This window comes from Pseudomonas arcuscaelestis (assembly GCF_016881005.1).
Classification (GTDB): Bacteria; Pseudomonadota; Gammaproteobacteria; order Pseudomonadales; family Pseudomonadaceae; genus Aquipseudomonas; species Aquipseudomonas arcuscaelestis.
This window is the reverse complement of the sequence record NZ_JACOPV010000003.1, coordinates 242,188-259,426: the sequence shown is the minus strand read 5'-3', so window position 1 is coordinate 259,426 and position 17,239 is coordinate 242,188. Positions and strand designations below refer to the sequence as shown.

General features: G+C 59.3%; 15 protein-coding genes. 7 read left to right on the top strand and 8 right to left on the bottom strand.

Annotated elements, in window-relative coordinates; translation table 11 throughout:
* Window positions 1-12 precede the first annotated feature (12 nt).
* The 3 genes from H8F21_RS05605 to mobA all read left to right on the top strand — a co-directional run bounded on the left by H8F21_RS05605 (window position 13) and on the right by mobA (window position 4,968).
* Window positions 13-1,191, top strand: a complete 1,179-nt coding sequence (locus H8F21_RS05605; RefSeq protein ID WP_203482029.1) for an efflux RND transporter periplasmic adaptor subunit — start codon at window positions 13-15, stop codon at window positions 1,189-1,191.
* Window positions 1,192-1,202: 11 nt separating this feature from the next.
* The gene (locus tag H8F21_RS05600; protein ID WP_203482027.1) at window positions 1,203-4,331 is read left to right on the top strand and encodes an efflux RND transporter permease subunit; all 3,129 of its coding nucleotides are present in this window, start codon (window positions 1,203-1,205) and stop codon (window positions 4,329-4,331) included.
* Window positions 4,332-4,392: 61 nt separating this feature from the next.
* Window positions 4,393-4,968, top strand: a complete 576-nt coding sequence (gene mobA, locus H8F21_RS05595) for a molybdenum cofactor guanylyltransferase MobA (RefSeq protein WP_203482025.1) — start codon at window positions 4,393-4,395, stop codon at window positions 4,966-4,968.
* Window positions 4,969-4,984: 16 nt separating this feature from the next.
* On the opposite strand, the gene H8F21_RS05590 is transcribed toward mobA, so the two are convergent.
* The 5 genes from H8F21_RS05590 to H8F21_RS05570 all read right to left on the bottom strand — a co-directional run bounded on the left by H8F21_RS05590 (window position 4,985) and on the right by H8F21_RS05570 (window position 10,310).
* On the bottom strand, window positions 4,985-5,413 hold the full coding sequence (locus tag H8F21_RS05590) for a MarR family winged helix-turn-helix transcriptional regulator (RefSeq protein ID WP_203482023.1): 429 nt from the start codon (window positions 5,411-5,413) through the stop codon (window positions 4,985-4,987).
* Between the two features lie 109 nt (window positions 5,414-5,522).
* A complete protein-coding gene (gene rpe / locus H8F21_RS05585; RefSeq protein WP_203482021.1) occupies window positions 5,523-6,209 on the bottom strand; it encodes a ribulose-phosphate 3-epimerase in 687 nt (228 codons plus the stop codon).
* Between the two features lie 12 nt (window positions 6,210-6,221).
* Window positions 6,222-7,148 (bottom strand): alpha/beta fold hydrolase, encoded by a 927-nt coding sequence (locus H8F21_RS05580; protein ID WP_203482019.1) that lies wholly within the window; start codon window positions 7,146-7,148, stop codon window positions 6,222-6,224.
* Window positions 7,145-8,722 carry a class I adenylate-forming enzyme family protein gene (locus tag H8F21_RS05575; RefSeq protein WP_203482017.1) on the bottom strand — a complete coding sequence of 526 codons (1,578 nt, stop codon included), beginning with the start codon at window positions 8,720-8,722 and terminating at the stop codon, window positions 7,145-7,147. Before H8F21_RS05575 ends, H8F21_RS05580 begins: the two co-directional genes overlap by 4 nt.
* A complete protein-coding gene (locus H8F21_RS05570) occupies window positions 8,709-10,310 on the bottom strand; it encodes a phosphopantetheine-binding protein (RefSeq protein ID WP_203482015.1) in 1,602 nt (533 codons plus the stop codon). The genes H8F21_RS05575 and H8F21_RS05570 overlap by 14 nt, the downstream gene beginning before the upstream one ends.
* Window positions 10,311-10,760: 450 nt before the next feature.
* On the opposite strand from H8F21_RS05570, the gene ccoN reads away from it, so the two are divergent.
* On the top strand, window positions 10,761-12,188 hold the full coding sequence (gene ccoN / locus H8F21_RS05565) for a cytochrome-c oxidase, cbb3-type subunit I (protein WP_203482013.1): 1,428 nt from the start codon (window positions 10,761-10,763) through the stop codon (window positions 12,186-12,188).
* A gap of 11 nt (window positions 12,189-12,199) precedes the next feature.
* Window positions 12,200-12,412, top strand: coding sequence for a cbb3-type cytochrome c oxidase subunit 3 (locus H8F21_RS05560; protein ID WP_236042907.1), 213 nt, complete (start codon window positions 12,200-12,202; stop codon window positions 12,410-12,412).
* A gap of 99 nt (window positions 12,413-12,511) precedes the next feature.
* Here the strand turns inward: H8F21_RS05560 and H8F21_RS05555 are convergent, their stop codons facing one another.
* Window positions 12,512-14,935 (bottom strand): UvrD-helicase domain-containing protein, encoded by a 2,424-nt coding sequence (locus tag H8F21_RS05555; RefSeq protein ID WP_236042919.1) that lies wholly within the window; start codon window positions 14,933-14,935, stop codon window positions 12,512-12,514.
* A 271-nt stretch (window positions 14,936-15,206) separates the two neighbouring features.
* Here H8F21_RS05555 and H8F21_RS05550 point away from each other — a divergent pair, with 271 nt between their 5' ends.
* Window positions 15,207-15,905 (top strand): pirin family protein, encoded by a 699-nt coding sequence (locus H8F21_RS05550; RefSeq protein WP_203482010.1) that lies wholly within the window; start codon window positions 15,207-15,209, stop codon window positions 15,903-15,905.
* Window positions 15,906-15,907: 2 nt separating this feature from the next.
* Here the strand turns inward: H8F21_RS05550 and H8F21_RS05545 are convergent, their stop codons facing one another.
* A complete protein-coding gene (locus H8F21_RS05545) occupies window positions 15,908-16,090 on the bottom strand; it encodes a metallothionein (protein ID WP_136476622.1) in 183 nt (60 codons plus the stop codon).
* A gap of 143 nt (window positions 16,091-16,233) precedes the next feature.
* Between H8F21_RS05545 and H8F21_RS05540 the strand changes: the two genes are divergently transcribed.
* A complete protein-coding gene (locus H8F21_RS05540; protein ID WP_203482009.1) occupies window positions 16,234-16,848 on the top strand; it encodes a Yip1 family protein in 615 nt (204 codons plus the stop codon).
* Between the two features lie 19 nt (window positions 16,849-16,867).
* Here H8F21_RS05540 and H8F21_RS05535 read toward each other — a convergent pair whose 3' ends face one another.
* Entirely contained in the window at window positions 16,868-17,140 is a 273-nt protein-coding gene (locus tag H8F21_RS05535; RefSeq protein WP_203482008.1) for a DUF1652 domain-containing protein, read from the bottom strand.
* Window positions 17,141-17,239: the final 99 nt, after the last annotated feature.

The following is a 17,239-nucleotide window of genomic DNA, read 5'->3' as shown; positions in this document are numbered from 1 at the left end:
TGGAAGATCCGCATGTTCAGTTCAAGCTTCGCCCGTCTGCGCACCCTGCTGCCGCTGCTGGTCGTCATGTTGTCCCTTGGCGCCTGTAGCGACGGTGTACCCGAAGAGCAGAAAGCGCCTCCGAGCACCGTCAGTATCGAAACGGTGAAAGTTCAACCCCTGGCCATCAGCACCGAACTCAATGGTCGCATCCTTGCCCCCCGTGTCGCCGAAGTTCGCGCACGTGTTGCGGGCGTGGTACTCAAGCGTGTGTACCGAGAAGGCAGCGACGTCAAACAGGGCGATGTGCTGTTCCGAATTGATCCTGCACCTTTCCAGGCCGACTTCGACAGCGCGCGTGCAAGCCTGGCCAAGGCCGAGGCGACGCGCTATCAGGCCCGCCTGCAGGATCAACGCTATCGCGAACTGATCACCATCAATGCCGTCAGCCGCCAGGATCACGACAACGCTCGTGCCGCAATGATGCAGGCCGACGCCGCCGTAGCCGAAGCCAAAGCTGCGCTGGAACGGGCCAAGCTCAACCTTGGCTACGCGACCGTCACCGCACCGATTTCCGGTCGAGTCGGCCGTGCCTTGGTGACTGAAGGCGCACTGGTGGGGCAGAACGAAAGCACCCCACTGGCAATCATTCAGCAACTTGACCCGATCCACGCCGATGTAACCCAGTCGACCCGCGAACTCAACGCCCTGCGCCGAGCCCTGCGTGCCGGCGAGTTGCAGCAGGTTGGCCGGGACCAGGCTACCGCCACGTTGATTCAGGACGATGGCACGCCTTACCCGCTGCCAGGCAAGCTGCTGTTCTCGGACATCAGCGTCGACCCTAGCACCGGGCAGATCACCCTGCGCAGCGAGTTCCCCAATCCGGACCTCGACCTGCTGCCCGGCAGCTTCATTCGCGTGCGCCTGGAGCAAGCCATCAAGCAGCAAGGGATCAGCGTGCCACAACGGGCCATCCTGCGTGACAGCGCGGGCAATCCACGGGTATTGCTGGTGGATGCCCAGCAGCGTATCACCGAGCGGCCCGTGGTGCTCAGCAGCGTGCAGAACGACCGCTGGATCGTCAGCCAAGGCCTGGCTCCGGGGGACCGGGTGGTGGTCGAGGGCTTGCAGCACGTCAATCCGGGCGACCAGGTACAGGTCGACAACGCGGGCAAGGACGCCCCTTCCATCGCCAAGACCAACGGCCAGTGAGGGCCTGATTCATGCCGCAGTTTTTTATTGACCGCCCGATTTTCGCCTGGGTGGTCGCCCTGTTCATCCTGCTCGCCGGTGCGCTGGCCCTTCCGCAGTTGCCCGTGGCGCAATACCCGGACGTGGCGCCGCCGCAGGTCGAGATCTACGCCGTCTATCCGGGTGCGTCGGCACAGACGGTCGACGAAAGTGTGGTCAGCCTGATCGAGGAAGAGCTTAACGGCGCCGACAACCTGCTGTATTTCAGCTCTCAAAGCAGCCTCGGTAGCGCCACCATCACCGCCACGTTCGAACCGGGCACCAACCCCGACCTGGCCCAGGTAGATGTGCAAAACCGCCTCAAGGTCGTGGAGTCGCGCCTGCCGCGCCCGGTCACCCAGCAAGGCCTGCAGGTAGAGAAAGTATCCACGGGCTTCCTGCTGCTGGTTACCCTCACTGCCGAGGACGGTGCTCTTGATGAGGTGACGCTGAGCGACTTTCTGGCGCGCAACGTAATGAACGAAATCCGCCGCCTCAAGGGCGTCGGCAAGGCCCAGCTGTATGGCTCCGAGCGTGCCATGCGGATCTGGCTCGACCCGCAGAAGCTGATTGGTTTCAATCTCACTCCCGACGATGTCAACGAAGCCATTGCCGGCCAGAACGCCCAGGTCGCTCCCGGTAGCATCGGCGACCTGCCCGGTACCGGCACCCAGGAAATCACCGCCAACGTAGTGATCAAGGGTCAACTGAGCACTGTGCAAGAGTTCAGCGATATTGTCTTGCGTGCCAATCCGGACGGCTCCAAAGTCACCATCGGTGATGTCGCCCGTGTCGAGATCGGTAGTCAGGAGTACCAATACGGCACCCGACTCAATGGCAAGCCGACCAGTGCCTTCAGCGTGCAACTGTCACCGGGCGCCAACGCCATGGAAACAGCAACCCTGGTCAGCAATAAGCTCAACGAGTTGTCCCGCTTCCTGCCGCCGGGTGCCAAGTTCGACATTCCTTACGACACTTCGCCGTTCGTCAAAGTGTCGATCCAGCAAGTGATCACCACCCTGCTGGAGGCAATGGCCCTGGTGTTCGCGGTGATGTTCCTGTTCCTGCAGAATATCCGGTACACCTTGATTCCGACCCTGGTGGTACCGGTGGCATTGATGGGCACCTTTGCGGTGATGCTGGGGCTGGGCTTTTCGGTCAACGTACTGACCCTGTTCGGCATGGTGCTGGCTATCGGTATTTTGGTGGACGACGCCATCGTGGTGGTGGAAAACGTCGAACGCATCATGACTGAAGAAGGCCTGCCACCGCGCGATGCGACCAAAAAAGCCATGGGCCAGATCAGCGGCGCAATCGTCGGTATTACCCTGGTACTGGTGGCGGTGTTCTTGCCAATGGCCTTCATGAAAGGCTCCGTCGGGGTGATCTACCAGCAGTTCTCGGTGTCCATGGCGGTATCGATTCTGTTCTCGGCGTTCCTCGCCCTGAGCCTCACCCCTGCCCTGTGCGCCACGTTGCTTAAACCGATTGCCAAGGGCGAACACCACGAGAAGCGTGGTTTCTTCGGCTGGTTCAACCGACGCTTCGACAGCCTTACCAATGGCTATCAGCGCTGGGTCATCCAGGCGATCAAGCGCAGCGGGCGCTACTTGATGGTGTACGTGGTGCTGATCGCAGGCCTGGTGTACGGTTTCAGCCAACTGCCGTCCTCGTTCCTGCCCACCGAGGACCAGGGCTATACCATCACCGACATCCAGTTGCCGCCAGGTGCGAGCCGCGCCCGCACCGAACAGGTAGCGGCGCAGATCGAAGCGCACAACGCCACTGAGCCGGGAGTTGGCAACAGCACCCTGATCCTTGGCTTCAGTTTCTCCGGTAACGGACAGAACGCGGCCCTTGCGTTCACCACCCTCAAGGACTGGTCCGAGCGTGGTGCAGACGACAGCGCCCAATCGATTGCCGACCGGGCCAACGCTGCCTTCAGCCAACTCAAGGACGCGATTGCCTATTCTGTGTTGCCGCCGCCGATCGATGGTCTGGGCACCTCCAGTGGTTTCGAGTTCCGCCTGCAGGATCGGGGTGGCCTCGGCCATGCCGCACTCATGGCGGCACGTGACCAGTTGCTGGCCAACGCCGAGAAAAGCCCACTGCTGATCAACGTGCGCGAAAGTGCTCTGGCCGAAAGCCCGCAGGTGCAACTGGAAGTCGACCGCAAGCAGGCCAACGCCCTTGGGGTGTCCTTTGCCGACATTGGCAACGTGCTCAACACCGCGGTGGGCTCCAACTACGTCAACGACTTCCCCAACCAGGGGCGCATGCAGCGTGTGGTGGTTCAGGCCGAAGGCGATCAACGCGCCCAAGTCGAAGACCTGCTGAAAATCCACGTTCGCAACAGCAGCGGCAAGATGGTTCCGTTGTCCGCGTTTGTGCAGGCCAAATGGATCACAGGCCCGGTGCAGTTGACGCGATACAACGGCTACCCGGCGATTGCCGTGTCCGGCGAACCGGCACCGGGCTTCAGCTCGGGCCAGGCCATGGAGGAAATCCAGCGTCTGGTCAACCAGCTGCCAGCAGGCATGGGCCTTGAGTGGACTGGCCTGTCGCTGCAGGAGCGGCTGTCCGGTGCCCAGGCGCCGATGCTGATGGCACTGTCGCTGCTGGTGGTGTTCCTCTGCCTAGCGGCACTGTACGAAAGCTGGTCGATTCCAACCTCGGTGCTGCTGGTGGTGCCGCTGGGTGTGCTGGGCGCCGTGATTGCGGTGAGTTTGCGCGGCATGCCCAACGACGTATTCTTCAAGGTTGGCTTGATCACCTTGATCGGGCTCTCGGCCAAGAACGCGATTCTGATCATCGAGTTCGCCAAGAGCCTGGTCGATGAAGGTCATGACCTGGTCGAGGCGACGGTGCAGGCTGCTCGCTTGCGCTTGCGCCCGATCGTGATGACTTCGCTGGCGTTCATCCTCGGTGTAGTGCCCCTGGCGATTGCCAGCGGCGCCAGCTCGGCGAGCCAGCAGGCGATCGGTACCGGTGTTATTGGCGGGATGCTCAGTGCAACCTTGGCGGTGGTCTTCGTGCCGGTGTTCTTCGTTGTAGTCATGCGCCTGACCGGTAAGCGTCGGGCGCGCACCAGCAGCGCCCAGGCACAGGTCGAGCAGCACTGATCTGGACAGACGGCGGCGTGCATGGGAAGGTGAGCAACTGAGACTGCCTGGAACCTTACCGATGCCCGCCGCCACTGCCCCCTGCTCCATCCTTCTGCTTGCCGGTGGTCGCGGCCAGCGCATGGGCGGTCAGGACAAGGGCTTGCTGCCCTGGCAGGGCAAGCCCTTGATTGTCCACATCCAGGCCGTGGTGCGCCCGCTCACCGATGACCTGATCATTTCCTGCAATCGCAATCAGGACCAGTACCGGCCCTTTGCCGATCAACTGGTCAGCGATGCACATGCAGATTTCCCAGGGCCCCTGGCGGGCGTACTGGCCGGCCTTGCGGTAGCGCGGCATCGCTGGATGCTGGTACTTGCCTGCGATGCGCCACTGATCGACCAGGCGCTGATCAGCGACCTCATGAACCAGGCCAATGAGCAGGATCAGCCGGCAATGGTCCGCCAGGGTGAATTCTGGCAACCCATGTTCAGCCTGATTCCGTGCGCACTGCGCGACGACCTTGAACACGCCTGGCAACAAGGTGATCGCGGCATCCAGCGCGCGTTGCTCAAGCACCCGGTGCGGGCGCTGGAGTACGGCGAAGATGATCCACGCTTGAGCAACTTCAATACCCCAGCGTTTCTCCAGCGCTGACTCGTACCTGGGCGAATCAGCGCAACCGCGACCGAATCCGCTGGCAGACCTGCAGCACTTGCTGAACCTCACTTTCGCCGAGGTCGATCTTGCAGGCCATGCTGTTGAAGACCTTGGCTGCTTCAGCCTTGAGCTCGCGCCCTTTATCAGTCAGCAGCAGGTTGCGCCGGCGACGGTCGTTCGGATCCAGGTAGATGGTGATAAAACCGTTGTCAGCCAGTCGCCTGACGATAGGCGTCAGGGTACCCAGGTCAAACAAGGTCAGTTCGCTCAAGGTGCTGATCGACACATCGTCCTGGCCCCACAACCCGGCCATCACCAGCAATTGCGGATAAGTAATGCCACGCTGTTTCAACGGCTCGGCGTAGTCACGAACCATGGCGTTGGCGGTCGAGTACAGCGAGAAGCACAGCATCTTGTCAAAGTCGAAGGTCGGGTCAAGCATGCCCGTCTCCCTCGGCTCGACTGAACGACTGCAAGGCGATTTCAATTTTATTGTGCAAGGACAGATAACTCATGCTGGATTCGCGAGAATCATGGGTATGTGCGCTTTTTTATTGGTGGCGGTCGGTAACGGCATCGGCAATTTTGCCGCGCAAGGCCGAGATCGTACTGCGGTAGTCATGCTGGGCGAATATCGCTGTTCCGGCAACGAACATGTCCGCGCCCGCTGCAGCAACCTGACCGATGGTTTCCAGGTTGACGCCGCCATCCACCTCCAGGCGAATACTGCGGCCACTCTGGTCAATCAGCTTGCGCGCTGCGGCAATCTTGGGCAACACCTGGGGAATGAAGCGCTGACCACCAAACCCGGGATTGACCGACATCAGCAAGATCAGATCGAGCCGATCCAGCAGGTACTGCGCGGCGTCCAGGGTCGTTGCCGGGTTGAACACCAGGCCGGCCTTGCAGCCCAGGTCCTTGATCAACTGTACCGAGCGATCCAGGTGCAGGGTCGCCTCGGGATGAATTGAAATGTAGTCGGCGCCAGCCTCGGCGAACGCCTGGATCATGCTGTCTACCGGTGTGACCATCAGGTGCACATCGATCGGTGCGCTAATGCCGTGACTGCGCAACGCCTTGCAAAACTGCGGGCCCATCGTCAGGTTGGGCACATAGTGGTTATCCATCACATCGATGTGGATGACGTCGGCACCGGCTGCCAGTACCTGTTCGGCTTCCTCGCCCAGCCGGGCGAAATCGGCCGCCAATATCGACGGTGCTATCCAGAACTCTTTCACGGGTGTACTCCATTACTGATTGACTAAGCGTTGCTGCGATCCTGACTCACCCTGCCCCAAGGCAGCGCTGAGCTGGGCGATCAACTCCGGTGTTGGTACATCCAGATGGAAGTGATGGCCGCCCTCGTGCCAGTGAACCTGGGTGTGCGCAGGTAACGCGTGTTTGCGCTTGTCAAACTTAGCGTCGGCAAACAATCCCTGGCGCCCGAGCAACAAGTGCAGGGGGCAACTGATTTGCTGCAAGAACTCGCAGGCCTGGCCTTCGGTCAGTTGCATCAGTTCGGGCAGTACCAGACGTGGGTCATGCCGCCAGCGAAAGCCATGACCAAGATTGAGTAAGTCACGCTGGGCCAGCAACCGTGCACCTTCGCTACTCAGATTGCCAGAGACACTGTTCTGCCGCTCCTTGATCGCCATCTCCAGGCTGCTGAACTGAGCCTCTTCAGGCCCGCTGAAGCCATGCATGCGCGTGCGCAGGGCCAATCGCAGCAAACGCTGGGACTTGCGCAGGTGCTCAACGGTGCTGCCGTCATCGAGCGCAAACGGCGCGCCCATGCCTTCGATAAATACCACGCTGGTGATGGCGCGGTTCATGGCGGCAAGAATCGATGCTACGCCACTGCCCATGGAATGACCGAGCACTGAAAAACGCTTCCAGCCCAGGCACTCGATCAGCGCGTTCATATCATCGGCGTGCTCCCACAGGTAATAGCCACTGTCGGCCCGACGGTGATCAGAACGTCCGTGCCCGGCCATGTCCGGCGCGACCACAAAGCAGTCGCGCAACCAGGGTGCAATGCGTTCAAACGAGGCCGCGTTGTCCAGCCAGCCGTGCAGGGCGAGCACCGGGTGGTTACCCTCTTTGCCCCAGGTACGCAAGGCAAAATGGCTGCCGTTGACGTCCAATGACTGGTCACGACCTGACTGCCCCAGCTTCATCCGGGCACCGCCAGCGAGGCATTGCGTGCCGACTGTTGCAACTGCAGCAAATCGACTTTGCCATTGGCAGTACGTGGCAGGCTGATTTCAATACTGATGCACAACGGTACCTTGTGCGCCTCCAGGCCTAGCCTGCAGCGTTCGAACAACTGCTCGGTACTAAGGCTCACATCCTGGCCAAGGGTAACGAACGCGCAAAGCCCTTCACCGACGCCAGCATGCTCGACGCTGACCACTGCAGCGGCCTCCACCCCGTCAATGGCATAGAGGAAGCCTTCCACCTCATTAGGACTGACCTTCATGCCCCGGGACTTGATCATGTGGTCCATACGTCCGCGAAAATACAAGTAGCCGTCCTCGTCGAGGCTGCAGTAGTCGCCGGTATACAGCACGCTCTCTCCGGGGTAGCGCCCAGGCTTGAGTTTCAATGCGGTTGCGGTGGGATTGCGCCAATAGCCAGCCATGACCGTAGCCCCGCGAATCACCAACTGGCCAACCTGATGGGGCTCATCAATGCGCCGGTCCTCGTCGTCCACCAGCCACAATTCGGTGTTGGGAATGGCGATACCGACGCTGCCGGGCTTGGTGTCGATGTCCTCCGGTGGCAAGTAGGTACAGCGCTTACATTCGGTCAAACCGTACATCGAGTAAATCTGCGCCTGGGGAAACAGCGCTTTCATCTGGGCGATATGCGGCGCCTTGAGCGCTGCACCGGTGTTGGTGACCATGCGTACATCAGCAAACACCGCCTCGCGTTTGTGCGCGTATTCATGCAACAGCATGAGCATGGTGGGCACGAATGGAATCACGGTGACTTGGTACTGGCGGATCTTGCGAATCAGGAAAATCGGCCAGGTGAATTCCTTTTCCAGCACCAGAGTGGCTCCGGCGCCAATGGCCATGATCATCTGGTACAAGCCGTAGTCGAAGGACAGCGGCAGCGAACACAGCACGTTGTCGCTCTCGTTGTAGCCAAGGTAGGTGTTCAATGAGTTCAACGCAGCAAGCATGTTGCGATGGGTCAGCATCACCCCCTTGGGTGCGCCGGTAGACCCTGAGGTATAGATAATCGCGGCAAGGTCCAGATCAAGATTACCGCAGGGCAACGGTATACCCGCACCCTGGCCGAGCAGGCTTTCGAAGGTTTGGGCGTGTGTTGAGTCGGCCTCGCCATCGAGCAACACGATCGAATTCAGGTGTCCCAACTCGGCAATACGATTTCCCAAGCTGCCGATTTTCTCGGTGGTGGTGATCAGCACCGAGGCCTCGGCGTCGCGAAGAATATACTCGAGACTGTCCGCCGGGGTCTCAAGGCCAACATTCACCACCACGCCGCCAGCCTTGAGGATGCCCCAGAATGCACAGACGGTTTCTACCCGGTTACCCAGGCACACCACCACCCGCTCCTGGCGCTGCAAGCCGTTGACCTGCAGGCCGGCAGCCAGGCGCGCGCTGGCGTCGTCCAATTGCGCGTAGGTGTAGGTCTCATCGGCGTAGATGATCGCAGCCTTGTCTGGATGCAAGCCGTTGCGCGTCTCCAATACATGTTGCAGAAGCACTTCAGGCGCTTTCATGTTGCACCTCGACCACCCCCGTGGATCGCGGCGCTGAGCGAGTCTGTCGATGCGCATCGATATAACCGGCCAAGGTCGCTACGGTGTTGAAGTGCCCCGGGACGATGGTGTCCGGATTGACAAAGAATCCTTCGATTTCGTCCTCCAGGCTGATCAGCAGCTCCATGGAGGTCAGCGAGTCCAGACCCAGGTCGTCACGCAAATGAGAGTCGCTGTTGATGACGGTATGGTCCGGCAGTTTCAACACCACGCGTAAAATGTCGCCGAGCTGACGCTGGGTGGCCAGCTGCGTGTCAACCGCCGGTTCAGCATCAGGGGCTGGACGCAGCATTGCTTGCAGGGGGACATCGGTATGGCTGTCACGAATATCCAGGGCGGTCTGCCGCGCCCGAGCAAGAAACAGCTGGTTGTGGCTGACTACCACTTCGGCCGGATGACCATGGCTGTGAAACAGCGTGGGCGACGCGGTTGGCCCATACGCACCCGAAGCGGTCACGATCAGCAGATCTCCCTCTTGCAGGGTCTCCAACTGAACATCGCGCCCCAACAGGTCATCGGGGCTACAGAGCGGTCCGGAGATATGGTAGGTGGACAACGGCGCGCCGGTGTGGCCCGAGGCTTTGACAATGCGGAAGTTGCGCTTGAGTACCTGCCCGCTGCCTGCTGCAGCACCATGGCAGTTGGTTCCACCATCGGTTACAGCAAAGACCTTGCCGTGGTTGTCCTTGATATTGTCGACGGTGACCAGCAATGACCCGCATTTGCCAGCGATGAAACGGCCCGATTCAAGGATGATCCGGGTACGCGGAAATTCGTGATGGAAGGCATTGAACAACGGTGCAATCAGCTGTTTAAGATGCGCGACATCGAGTTCTGTTTCATTTTCGTAGTACTTGATCCCCAGACCGCCCCCCACATCGACCATGCGCATGTCCAACTGATAGCGCAACGAGAGGCTACGAAACAGGTCGAGGATGTACGCCGAGTTGTCATACACCGACTGGGCGTCGAGAATCTTGGTGCCGTTGTAGACGTGAATGCCTTTGATCTTGATATTGGGCATCGCCACATAGTCGCCAAAGTTGGCCACCGCCGTGTCTTCCTGGATGCCAAAGTGGGTGGGCCGCCCGCCCATCTTCCAGGGCGAACCTGCCGCCGAGAAATTTGGATTGATGCGAATAGCCACTGGCGCCTCACAACCCAGCTCCCCAGCCAGGGTCGAGAGCTTGCGCAGCTCGCTTTCAGACTCGACAACGATGGCGAACACCCCTACTTCCAGAGCCCGGCGATGTTCCTCGGGTTTTTTGTAAGGGCCGAGCAGAATGATGTCCTGCGGCGCCACACCCGCCTTGAGCGCAATTTCCAGCTCTGCCAGCGAGCACACTTCGGTGTTGCCACCGTATGAACGGATCAACTTCACCAAGGACAGGTTCGGGTTGACCTTCAATGCATAGAAGATATCCACGCACTCCGGCAATGCGTTCCGCAATTCGTTGAAGCTGCTGCGTAGCACCGCTTCATCGTAGAGGTACGTCGGTGTCCCGAATGTCGCTTTTGCCTGAGTGACGAGTTCCTTGGAAAGCTTCATCTGTTGCTCCCATCGTTCTTATAGTGTCCCGCGGCAGCGACGGTGCTTATTTCGGCGTGTAAGCGCCGTCGCACACGTTCGATGGCGGATTGGCTTCTTGTCTAAGCGCACATCACTGACAGGCCGTTGCGATCCTTGCCAATACTTTGCGCGCAAAGTTTGTGGAAATTCTGCGGGCGGGCCAAAGGTGATGTCAAGGTAATTCCACTGACTTGGGGATGCGGCATAAAGCCACTTCGCTAGAGGGCATTTCCTACAGCACAGAGATATTTTGTCGCATGCGGTGCGTATCAGTAGGGCTTATACCCAGCAAATACGGGATCTTTATCTGATCCGGTTTTCTGCCGTGTTTCTGAGTCTGTTTTGAAATACGGCAGCTTCCTACAGTCTGCGCCGATGTCTTGCCCCCTCTAGGCAAGACGAGCCTTACAGGAACTGTGGAAACTAGCCATGAGCACACATCAACAGGCCCAAGCCTATAACTACAAGGTGGTCCGGCAATTCGTCGTCATGACGGTGTTCTGGGGAGTCGTCGGCATGGCGATGGGCGTCTGGATCGCCTCGCAACTGGTGTGGCCGCAACTCAACCTCGAATTGCCCTGGACCAGCTTCGGCCGCTTGCGCCCGCTGCACACCAGCCTGGTGATTTTCGGCTTTGCCGGTAGCGCGCAATTTGCCGCCAGCTACTACGCGGTACAACGCACCTGCCAAGTGCGGCTGTACAGCGACAAACTGGCAGCCTTCACATTCTGGGGTTGGCAGGCAACCATTTTGATTATGTTGATCAGCCTGCCGCTGGGCCTGACCACCACCAAGGAATACGCGGAAATAGAGTTCACCGGGGCGGTATGGATGGCTATCGTCTGGGTCGTCTATGCCGTGGTTTTCTTCGCCACGCTCATGCGGCGCAAGGTCAAGCACATTTATGTGGGCAACTGGTTCTTCGGCGCCTTTATTGTGGTCATCGCCATGTTGCACGTGGTCAATCACCTGTCGATTCCGGTCAGTTGGTTCAAGTCCTACCCGGTCTACTCCGGTGCCACTGACGCCATGGTCCAGTGGTGGTACGGGCATAACGCCGTGGGCTTTTTCCTCACCACTGGTTTCCTGGGCATGATGTATTACTTCGTCCCCAAGCAGGTCGGGCGGCCGGTGTATTCCTATCGCCTGTCGATCGTGCACTTCTGGGCGCTGATCACCCTGTACATCTGGGCAGGCCCTCACCACCTGCACTACACCGCCCTGCCCGACTGGGCCCAATCGCTGGGCATGGCCATGTCGCTGATTCTCCTGGCGCCGAGCTGGGGCGGCATGATCAATGGCATGATGACCCTCTCGGGGGCCTGGCATAAGCTGCGCACCGATCCGATCCTGCGTTTTCTGGTGTTGTCCCTGGCGTTCTACGGCATGTCGACCTTTGAGGGCCCGATGATGGCGATCAAGACCGTCAACGCCCTGTCCCACTACACCGACTGGACCATCGGCCACGTACACGCCGGCGCCTTGGGCTGGGTGGCGATGATTACCTTTGGCTCGCTCTACCACATGATCCCGAAAGTCTTCGGCCGTGAGCAGATGCACAGCATCGGCATGATCAACGCGCATTTCTGGCTCGCAACCATTGGCACCGTGCTGTACATCGCATCGATGTGGGTCAACGGCATCGCCCAAGGCCTGATGTGGCGTGCCACCAACGAAGACGGCACGCTCACCTATTCCTTCGTCGAAGCCTTGGTTGCCAGTCACCCAGGCTTCCTGGTGCGCTTCATTGGCGGCGTGCTGTTTCTTACCGGCATGTTGCTGATGGCCTACAACACCTGGCGCACGGTGCGAGTGGCGGATGAAAAGCTGGCCTTGTCCAACGCCAGCATGGCCTGAGGGGCACGCTAATGGATCAGTGGCTGTATGCGGTTTATTGCCTGACGGGAGTGCTGTTCTTCTACTGGGTTACCAGTGCCTGCCTGCGCGGGCACAGCCCGGAGGTAGACGACCAGGTCAGCTTGATGCCCTTTGCCGATGACCCGCCAGCGGCGCTGCGCGTCGAAAAAGCGATTGGCAAGCCGGTGCCCGCGGTGACCCCGGATGCTGCGTTGAAAGCCTGATTGCAGTGGCTAAGTAGGTTTGTGCCAGTACAGCCGATCGCGGGGCAAGTCCGTGATCGACCGTACTGCAGCCTTAAGCCTTAGCGGGCGGTATAGCTTTCAGCCCTGCGCTTCCCGACCATCCTCGAAAAACGCCTTGCGCCCATCCACCTGGCTCGAAGCCCGTGGCAAATTGGCTGTATCGCCGGAGGGTTTTTCCACATACCAATAGCAGTGCTTTGCCGCCCGCGTAATGGCGACATAGGCCAAACGCAGCACTTCATCCTTCTGGGCACTATCGAACGCCAGCGCATCACCAGCACGCCCCAATCCTGCCTGGCGATAAACCTGATTCTTGTAGGGCGAACTGGTCAAATGCTGGCAATCACCAAGCATGAACACCGCATCCGCCTGCAAGCCCTTGGCACTGTGATACGTCAACTGCCGGAACCGCCGCTGCTCGCTCGGCAACCCCGCCTCATGATTGATTAGCGGTTGTATATGCTCTGATATCAATGACTTATCACTACTTTTTCGAAACAACATCATCACCGTCTCACCACGTCGATAGTGTTCCATCAACGTTTGAGCCAGTGCGCCTTCGTCACGATCCAGCACTTTCACCGGCAGCGGTTCCTCAGCAGCAGGGCCACAAGACTTGGCCTTTTTACCGGTAATCGCCGGAGCCGACTTAACAATATGTTCGGCCGCATCGATGATGTGTTGGTGACTGCGGTAGTTATCGGCAAGCATGACCCGAGTACTGCTCGGCGAGGCGAACTCCTTGCTGAACTCCATGAAGAACTTGGGCGAACTACCACGCCAGCCATAGATCGACTGCCAGTCATCACCCACACACAGCAGCGAGGAATGCTGAGCCACGCGCCCTACGTGCAGCGCCGGGCCTCGGCGGCGGATCTCGCGCAAACACGCTCGAAGCCAAGAGACGATCTGCGGAGAAACATCCTGGAACTCATCAATCATCAGGTGCGCCAGTGGTCGCAACAACGGGTCAGGCAGCAAGCGTAGATTTTCCGGGTTGTTCTCCGCGAACAAGGCGAACATGCGGTTGTAGCTCATGACCGGTGGCGACTGCCCCAGTAGGTGCGCCTCCAGCGCCCGCCAGTAAAGACTCAGGGCTTCAAAGAACGCGGCATCGGTATCACCTGCCGGAAAGCTCATCGCCGCCACCGCCTTGCTCACCTCAAGCCCCAGGTTCTCGATAAAACCCGCAGCCCCCACAAAGGCATCAAGTAGCGGCGCTGCCGACAGCTCACCCTTGACCTTGTAATCAAAGCCCGGACCGGCCACGGCATCACCGGCCAGCGATGATGTCAGACGCTTCGCTGCAGCATAGTTTTCCAACCAAATCACAGGCTTATTGCAGAAAGCTTGAAACAAGGTGCGCTTTATTACCCACTCCGCCCACACCGGAAGCTTGGCGCCTGGGCGCTTGTACTGCTGGTTTTCAGCGGGGTCGAAACCGAGCACAACCCAGGCGTCCAACTCGGCGATGTGGCCATGGAAATGGAAGCGGCTACCATTGATTTCGACCGTTTCGCGGCACGGCTCAATACCCTTGATCGGCCAAGCCCCGGCTGCAAACCAGAGATCCTCGAGGGTATCGCAGAGTTCTTCGTCGCGGCTGGCTGACAATTGCGTTACCGCCACGCGCTTCTGCACATCGGGATGATCGCGGTCCAGTGCCTTCAACTGCAATGCCTCGCGACGCATGCTCGCTATCAGTTCGGCAAAGCGCGGGTTGTCTTTGAGCAGGTCGCGATAACACAGGTTCAGTTGCTGGCGCTGGGCGTCGTTGATACGCAGGTCGAATGGATTGCTTTCTGCGTTGGCTTCACTGCCTCCTGGCATTTCGTTGCCCAGGGTCTCGAACGCCCGCACCTGGCTGAATCCTGGCAAGCTTCGGACCAGCGGCAGGATGCGCGAGTGGAAGGTGCGCACCAGCTCGCGGGCCTGGACCGGGCCAAGATCGATTTGCCACAAGGCAAATACCTGACGCAGTCGGGCGATGAAGTCCTTGCGAGACTCACGGGTGAAGGTCACCACGGTCATGGCGTCCAGCTCATAGCCCAGGTAATGGCGCAACAGCAGGATGCGCAACACCAGCGAGGTAGACTTGCCCGCCCCGGCGCCTGCGATCACGCAAGTGGACGGTGTATCGCTGAAGATCATCTTCCATTGCGCTGCACTTGGCTGGGCATGCGCAGGTAGGCGCAGGGCGACGTCCGTCTTGAAACGCTTTTTTAGTTCAGGAGTCAGGGGCAGGCGCCAATCGTCAAACAGATAATCGTCCTGCCCCGGTACAGCATGCCCCGGCGCACGGCTATCGCGAATCACCAGAACCTGGCGCCCGGCTTCATAACCGTCGACCCGCCCTTCCTCGTAACCTTCCCGTAGGCCATCAGCATGCCCGGTCCGTTGCCCGCTGGCATGGCCTTGAAACCATGAGTCACGATGCTGAGCCTGCAAGCGACTCAAAGCACGGCCAAGCATGCGCGCCACCAGGCGCCTGATCCAGGGCATTTGCGCAGGCGCAGTCAACTCCAGGGGTAGCTTTGGACGCTCTTCAGACACACCGACTCCAACAAAAAATAACCTGGGCACATGTTCGCTCCAACCGACGCAAATCACCAGCTGAATGCTTGAAGATCAGTGAATTAGACGATGAAGCGCATAAATTACCCCAGCTTTACTATCGAATAATCAGATTATTTAAAGCCAAAATTTACGCTTATTTTCGATAATAGATTCGGTAATGATTACTCCATCAACCGCCTTACCCGGAGAGCCAATCATGCTGCAACTGCGCCCATTCAAGAGCCTTGGCCACGCCAACCACGGCTGGCTCGACGCCCACCATCATTTTTCCTTTGCCCAGTACTACGACCCACAACGCATGCACTGGGGCAACTTGCGGGTCTGGAATGACGACCTTATTGCAGCCGGTAGCGGCTTCCCACCGCACCCACACCGCGACATGGAGATCATCACCTATGTGCGCGAAGGTGCCATCAGTCACCAGGACAATCTGGGCAACAAGGGCCGCACCGAAGCCGGTGACGTTCAAGTCATGAGTGCCGGCACCGGTATCACCCACAGTGAATACAACCTGGAGAAGGTAGACACGCGCATCTTCCAAATCTGGATCGTTCCCGAGCGCGTGGGCCAGGCGCCCTCATGGGGTACCAGACCTTTCCCCAAAGGTGAGCGTGGCGAAGGTTTCGTAACCCTGGCCAGTGGTCGTGATGCAGATGAAGACAGCCTGCGTATTCGCGCCGATGCCCGTCTGGTTGCGGCTACCCTGCACGCAGGGGAAAGCGCCGAGTATCGGTTCGATAGCGGTCGGCGCGGTTATCTGGTGCCTGCCAAGGGCCTGATTGAAGTCAATGGCCTGCGGGCCGAAGCCCGCGACGGCGTTGCCATTGAAGATGAGCAGGTACTCAGGGTTACGGCCCTGCAGGACAGCGAGATCGTGCTGATGGATGTGGCCTGAAATCAGGCCGGGTCGCGCGGCGAAGTTGCTTCGCCCGCGCAACCACAGCCGCTGCTGTTGCAGGGTTTACCAGATGGGTGATGCTCGGCACAGGCCTGACAGCAATACGCCTTGTCTTCCCTCATTACCGGATGATCGCCAACGCTGCAGTTGCAGCCAGGGCAGGCACAGGTTTGCTCATTCATGGCAATTGACTCCTTGGGTTGTGGTCGTCACATGTCAGTGACTCAGCGGCGCCAGGGATGGTTCAAAAAAATGAAACCCCGGCGTTGCGCAAGCCTCCATAAGACAGGGACATGTGTTTATCACCCTGCACCCGGAGGTCACCATGAGTTCGCATCTGGTCCAACTCTTTACCCACCCCGACGATGCCTGGATGCAAATCCGCCAGGAAGAAGAACTGCACCCCCGTCACTATTTACCGCATCTGCTGTTGATGGCATTGATTCCCGCCTTGTGCCTGTTCATCGGCACCACCAGCGTCGGCTGGAGCCTGGTGGACACGGAAAGAGTACGCCTGAGCGTCGCCAGCGCCGCCGAACTCGGCGTGTTGCTCTACGCCGTCAGCGTGCTGGGCGTGGCGTTGATGGGCGTGTTCATTCGCTGGATGTCGCGCACGTTCGATGCGCGGCCCTCCCTCAACCAGTGCATAGGTTTTGCCGCCTACACCGCTACGCCCTATTTCGTCGCCGGTGTTGCCGGCCTGTACCCGGGGCGTTGGTTGGCGCTGATCATGTTACTCACCGCCTCGGCTTATGCAACATTCCTGCTGTACGTGGGCTTGCCTACATTCCTGCGTCTGCGCAAGGAAGCCGGCTTGTTGTACTCGACCAGCGTCTGGGCTGTAGGACTGTTGGTGCTGGTGACCATTCTGGTTTCGATGATCCTGTTCTGGTTCAACGTACTGGGACCTGAATATCTTCGCCCGGCTACGCTTGGCTGAACCGGGCGAAAGCATTGAGTCAGAAGACACCCTGGGGCCTGGCCCGATCCGGGCTACGCCCCAGGCGTTGTTCCTCGCGCACTTGAGCAACCAATGCGGCCAGTTCCTGGCAGCTGGTGAGACTGTGTACCCGCACCCCGCTGACGATAATGCAATCGGTGAGACTGTCGCCCTGCCCCAGTTGGATAGTCAGGTGTTCGTTATCGGTGCAAGACACGACGCAACGGTCAGGTAAAAACGCCTGTTCAATGAGCAGGCGCAATTCCAGGTTGGAAACGCCAATCAAAGACATGTTTCGATCCTCATCTCGGAGGGCTCGACCGACAGTAACTACCGAGCGAGCCTTCGCTACCAATTGAAAATCCTCATGCCCCGCCGTTTACTCCATGCA

What these genes read in the sequence shown, in the direction of transcription:
- H8F21_RS05575 (WP_203482017.1), bottom strand. Translation starts at nt 8,722, where the DNA reads ATGAAAGCGCCTGAAGTGCTTCTGCAACATGTATTGGAGACGCGCAAC.
- H8F21_RS05540 (WP_203482009.1), top strand. Translation starts at nt 16,234, where the DNA reads ATGAGTTCGCATCTGGTCCAACTCTTTACCCACCCCGACGATGCCTGG.
- H8F21_RS05555 (WP_236042919.1), bottom strand. Translation starts at nt 14,935, where the DNA reads ATGCCCTGGATCAGGCGCCTGGTGGCGCGCATGCTTGGCCGTGCTTTG.
- H8F21_RS05535 (WP_203482008.1), bottom strand. Translation starts at nt 17,140, where the DNA reads ATGTCTTTGATTGGCGTTTCCAACCTGGAATTGCGCCTGCTCATTGAA.
- mobA (WP_203482025.1), top strand. Translation starts at nt 4,393, where the DNA reads ATGCCCGCCGCCACTGCCCCCTGCTCCATCCTTCTGCTTGCCGGTGGT.
- H8F21_RS05580 (WP_203482019.1), bottom strand. Translation starts at nt 7,148, where the DNA reads ATGAAGCTGGGGCAGTCAGGTCGTGACCAGTCATTGGACGTCAACGGC.
- ccoN (WP_203482013.1), top strand. Translation starts at nt 10,761, where the DNA reads ATGAGCACACATCAACAGGCCCAAGCCTATAACTACAAGGTGGTCCGG.
- H8F21_RS05550 (WP_203482010.1), top strand. Translation starts at nt 15,207, where the DNA reads ATGCTGCAACTGCGCCCATTCAAGAGCCTTGGCCACGCCAACCACGGC.
- H8F21_RS05590 (WP_203482023.1), bottom strand. Translation starts at nt 5,413, where the DNA reads ATGCTTGACCCGACCTTCGACTTTGACAAGATGCTGTGCTTCTCGCTG.
- H8F21_RS05570 (WP_203482015.1), bottom strand. Translation starts at nt 10,310, where the DNA reads ATGAAGCTTTCCAAGGAACTCGTCACTCAGGCAAAAGCGACATTCGGG.
- H8F21_RS05560 (WP_236042907.1), top strand. Translation starts at nt 12,200, where the DNA reads ATGGATCAGTGGCTGTATGCGGTTTATTGCCTGACGGGAGTGCTGTTC.
- H8F21_RS05545 (WP_136476622.1), bottom strand. Translation starts at nt 16,090, where the DNA reads ATGAATGAGCAAACCTGTGCCTGCCCTGGCTGCAACTGCAGCGTTGGC.
- H8F21_RS05600 (WP_203482027.1), top strand. Translation starts at nt 1,203, where the DNA reads ATGCCGCAGTTTTTTATTGACCGCCCGATTTTCGCCTGGGTGGTCGCC.
- H8F21_RS05605 (WP_203482029.1), top strand. Translation starts at nt 13, where the DNA reads ATGTTCAGTTCAAGCTTCGCCCGTCTGCGCACCCTGCTGCCGCTGCTG.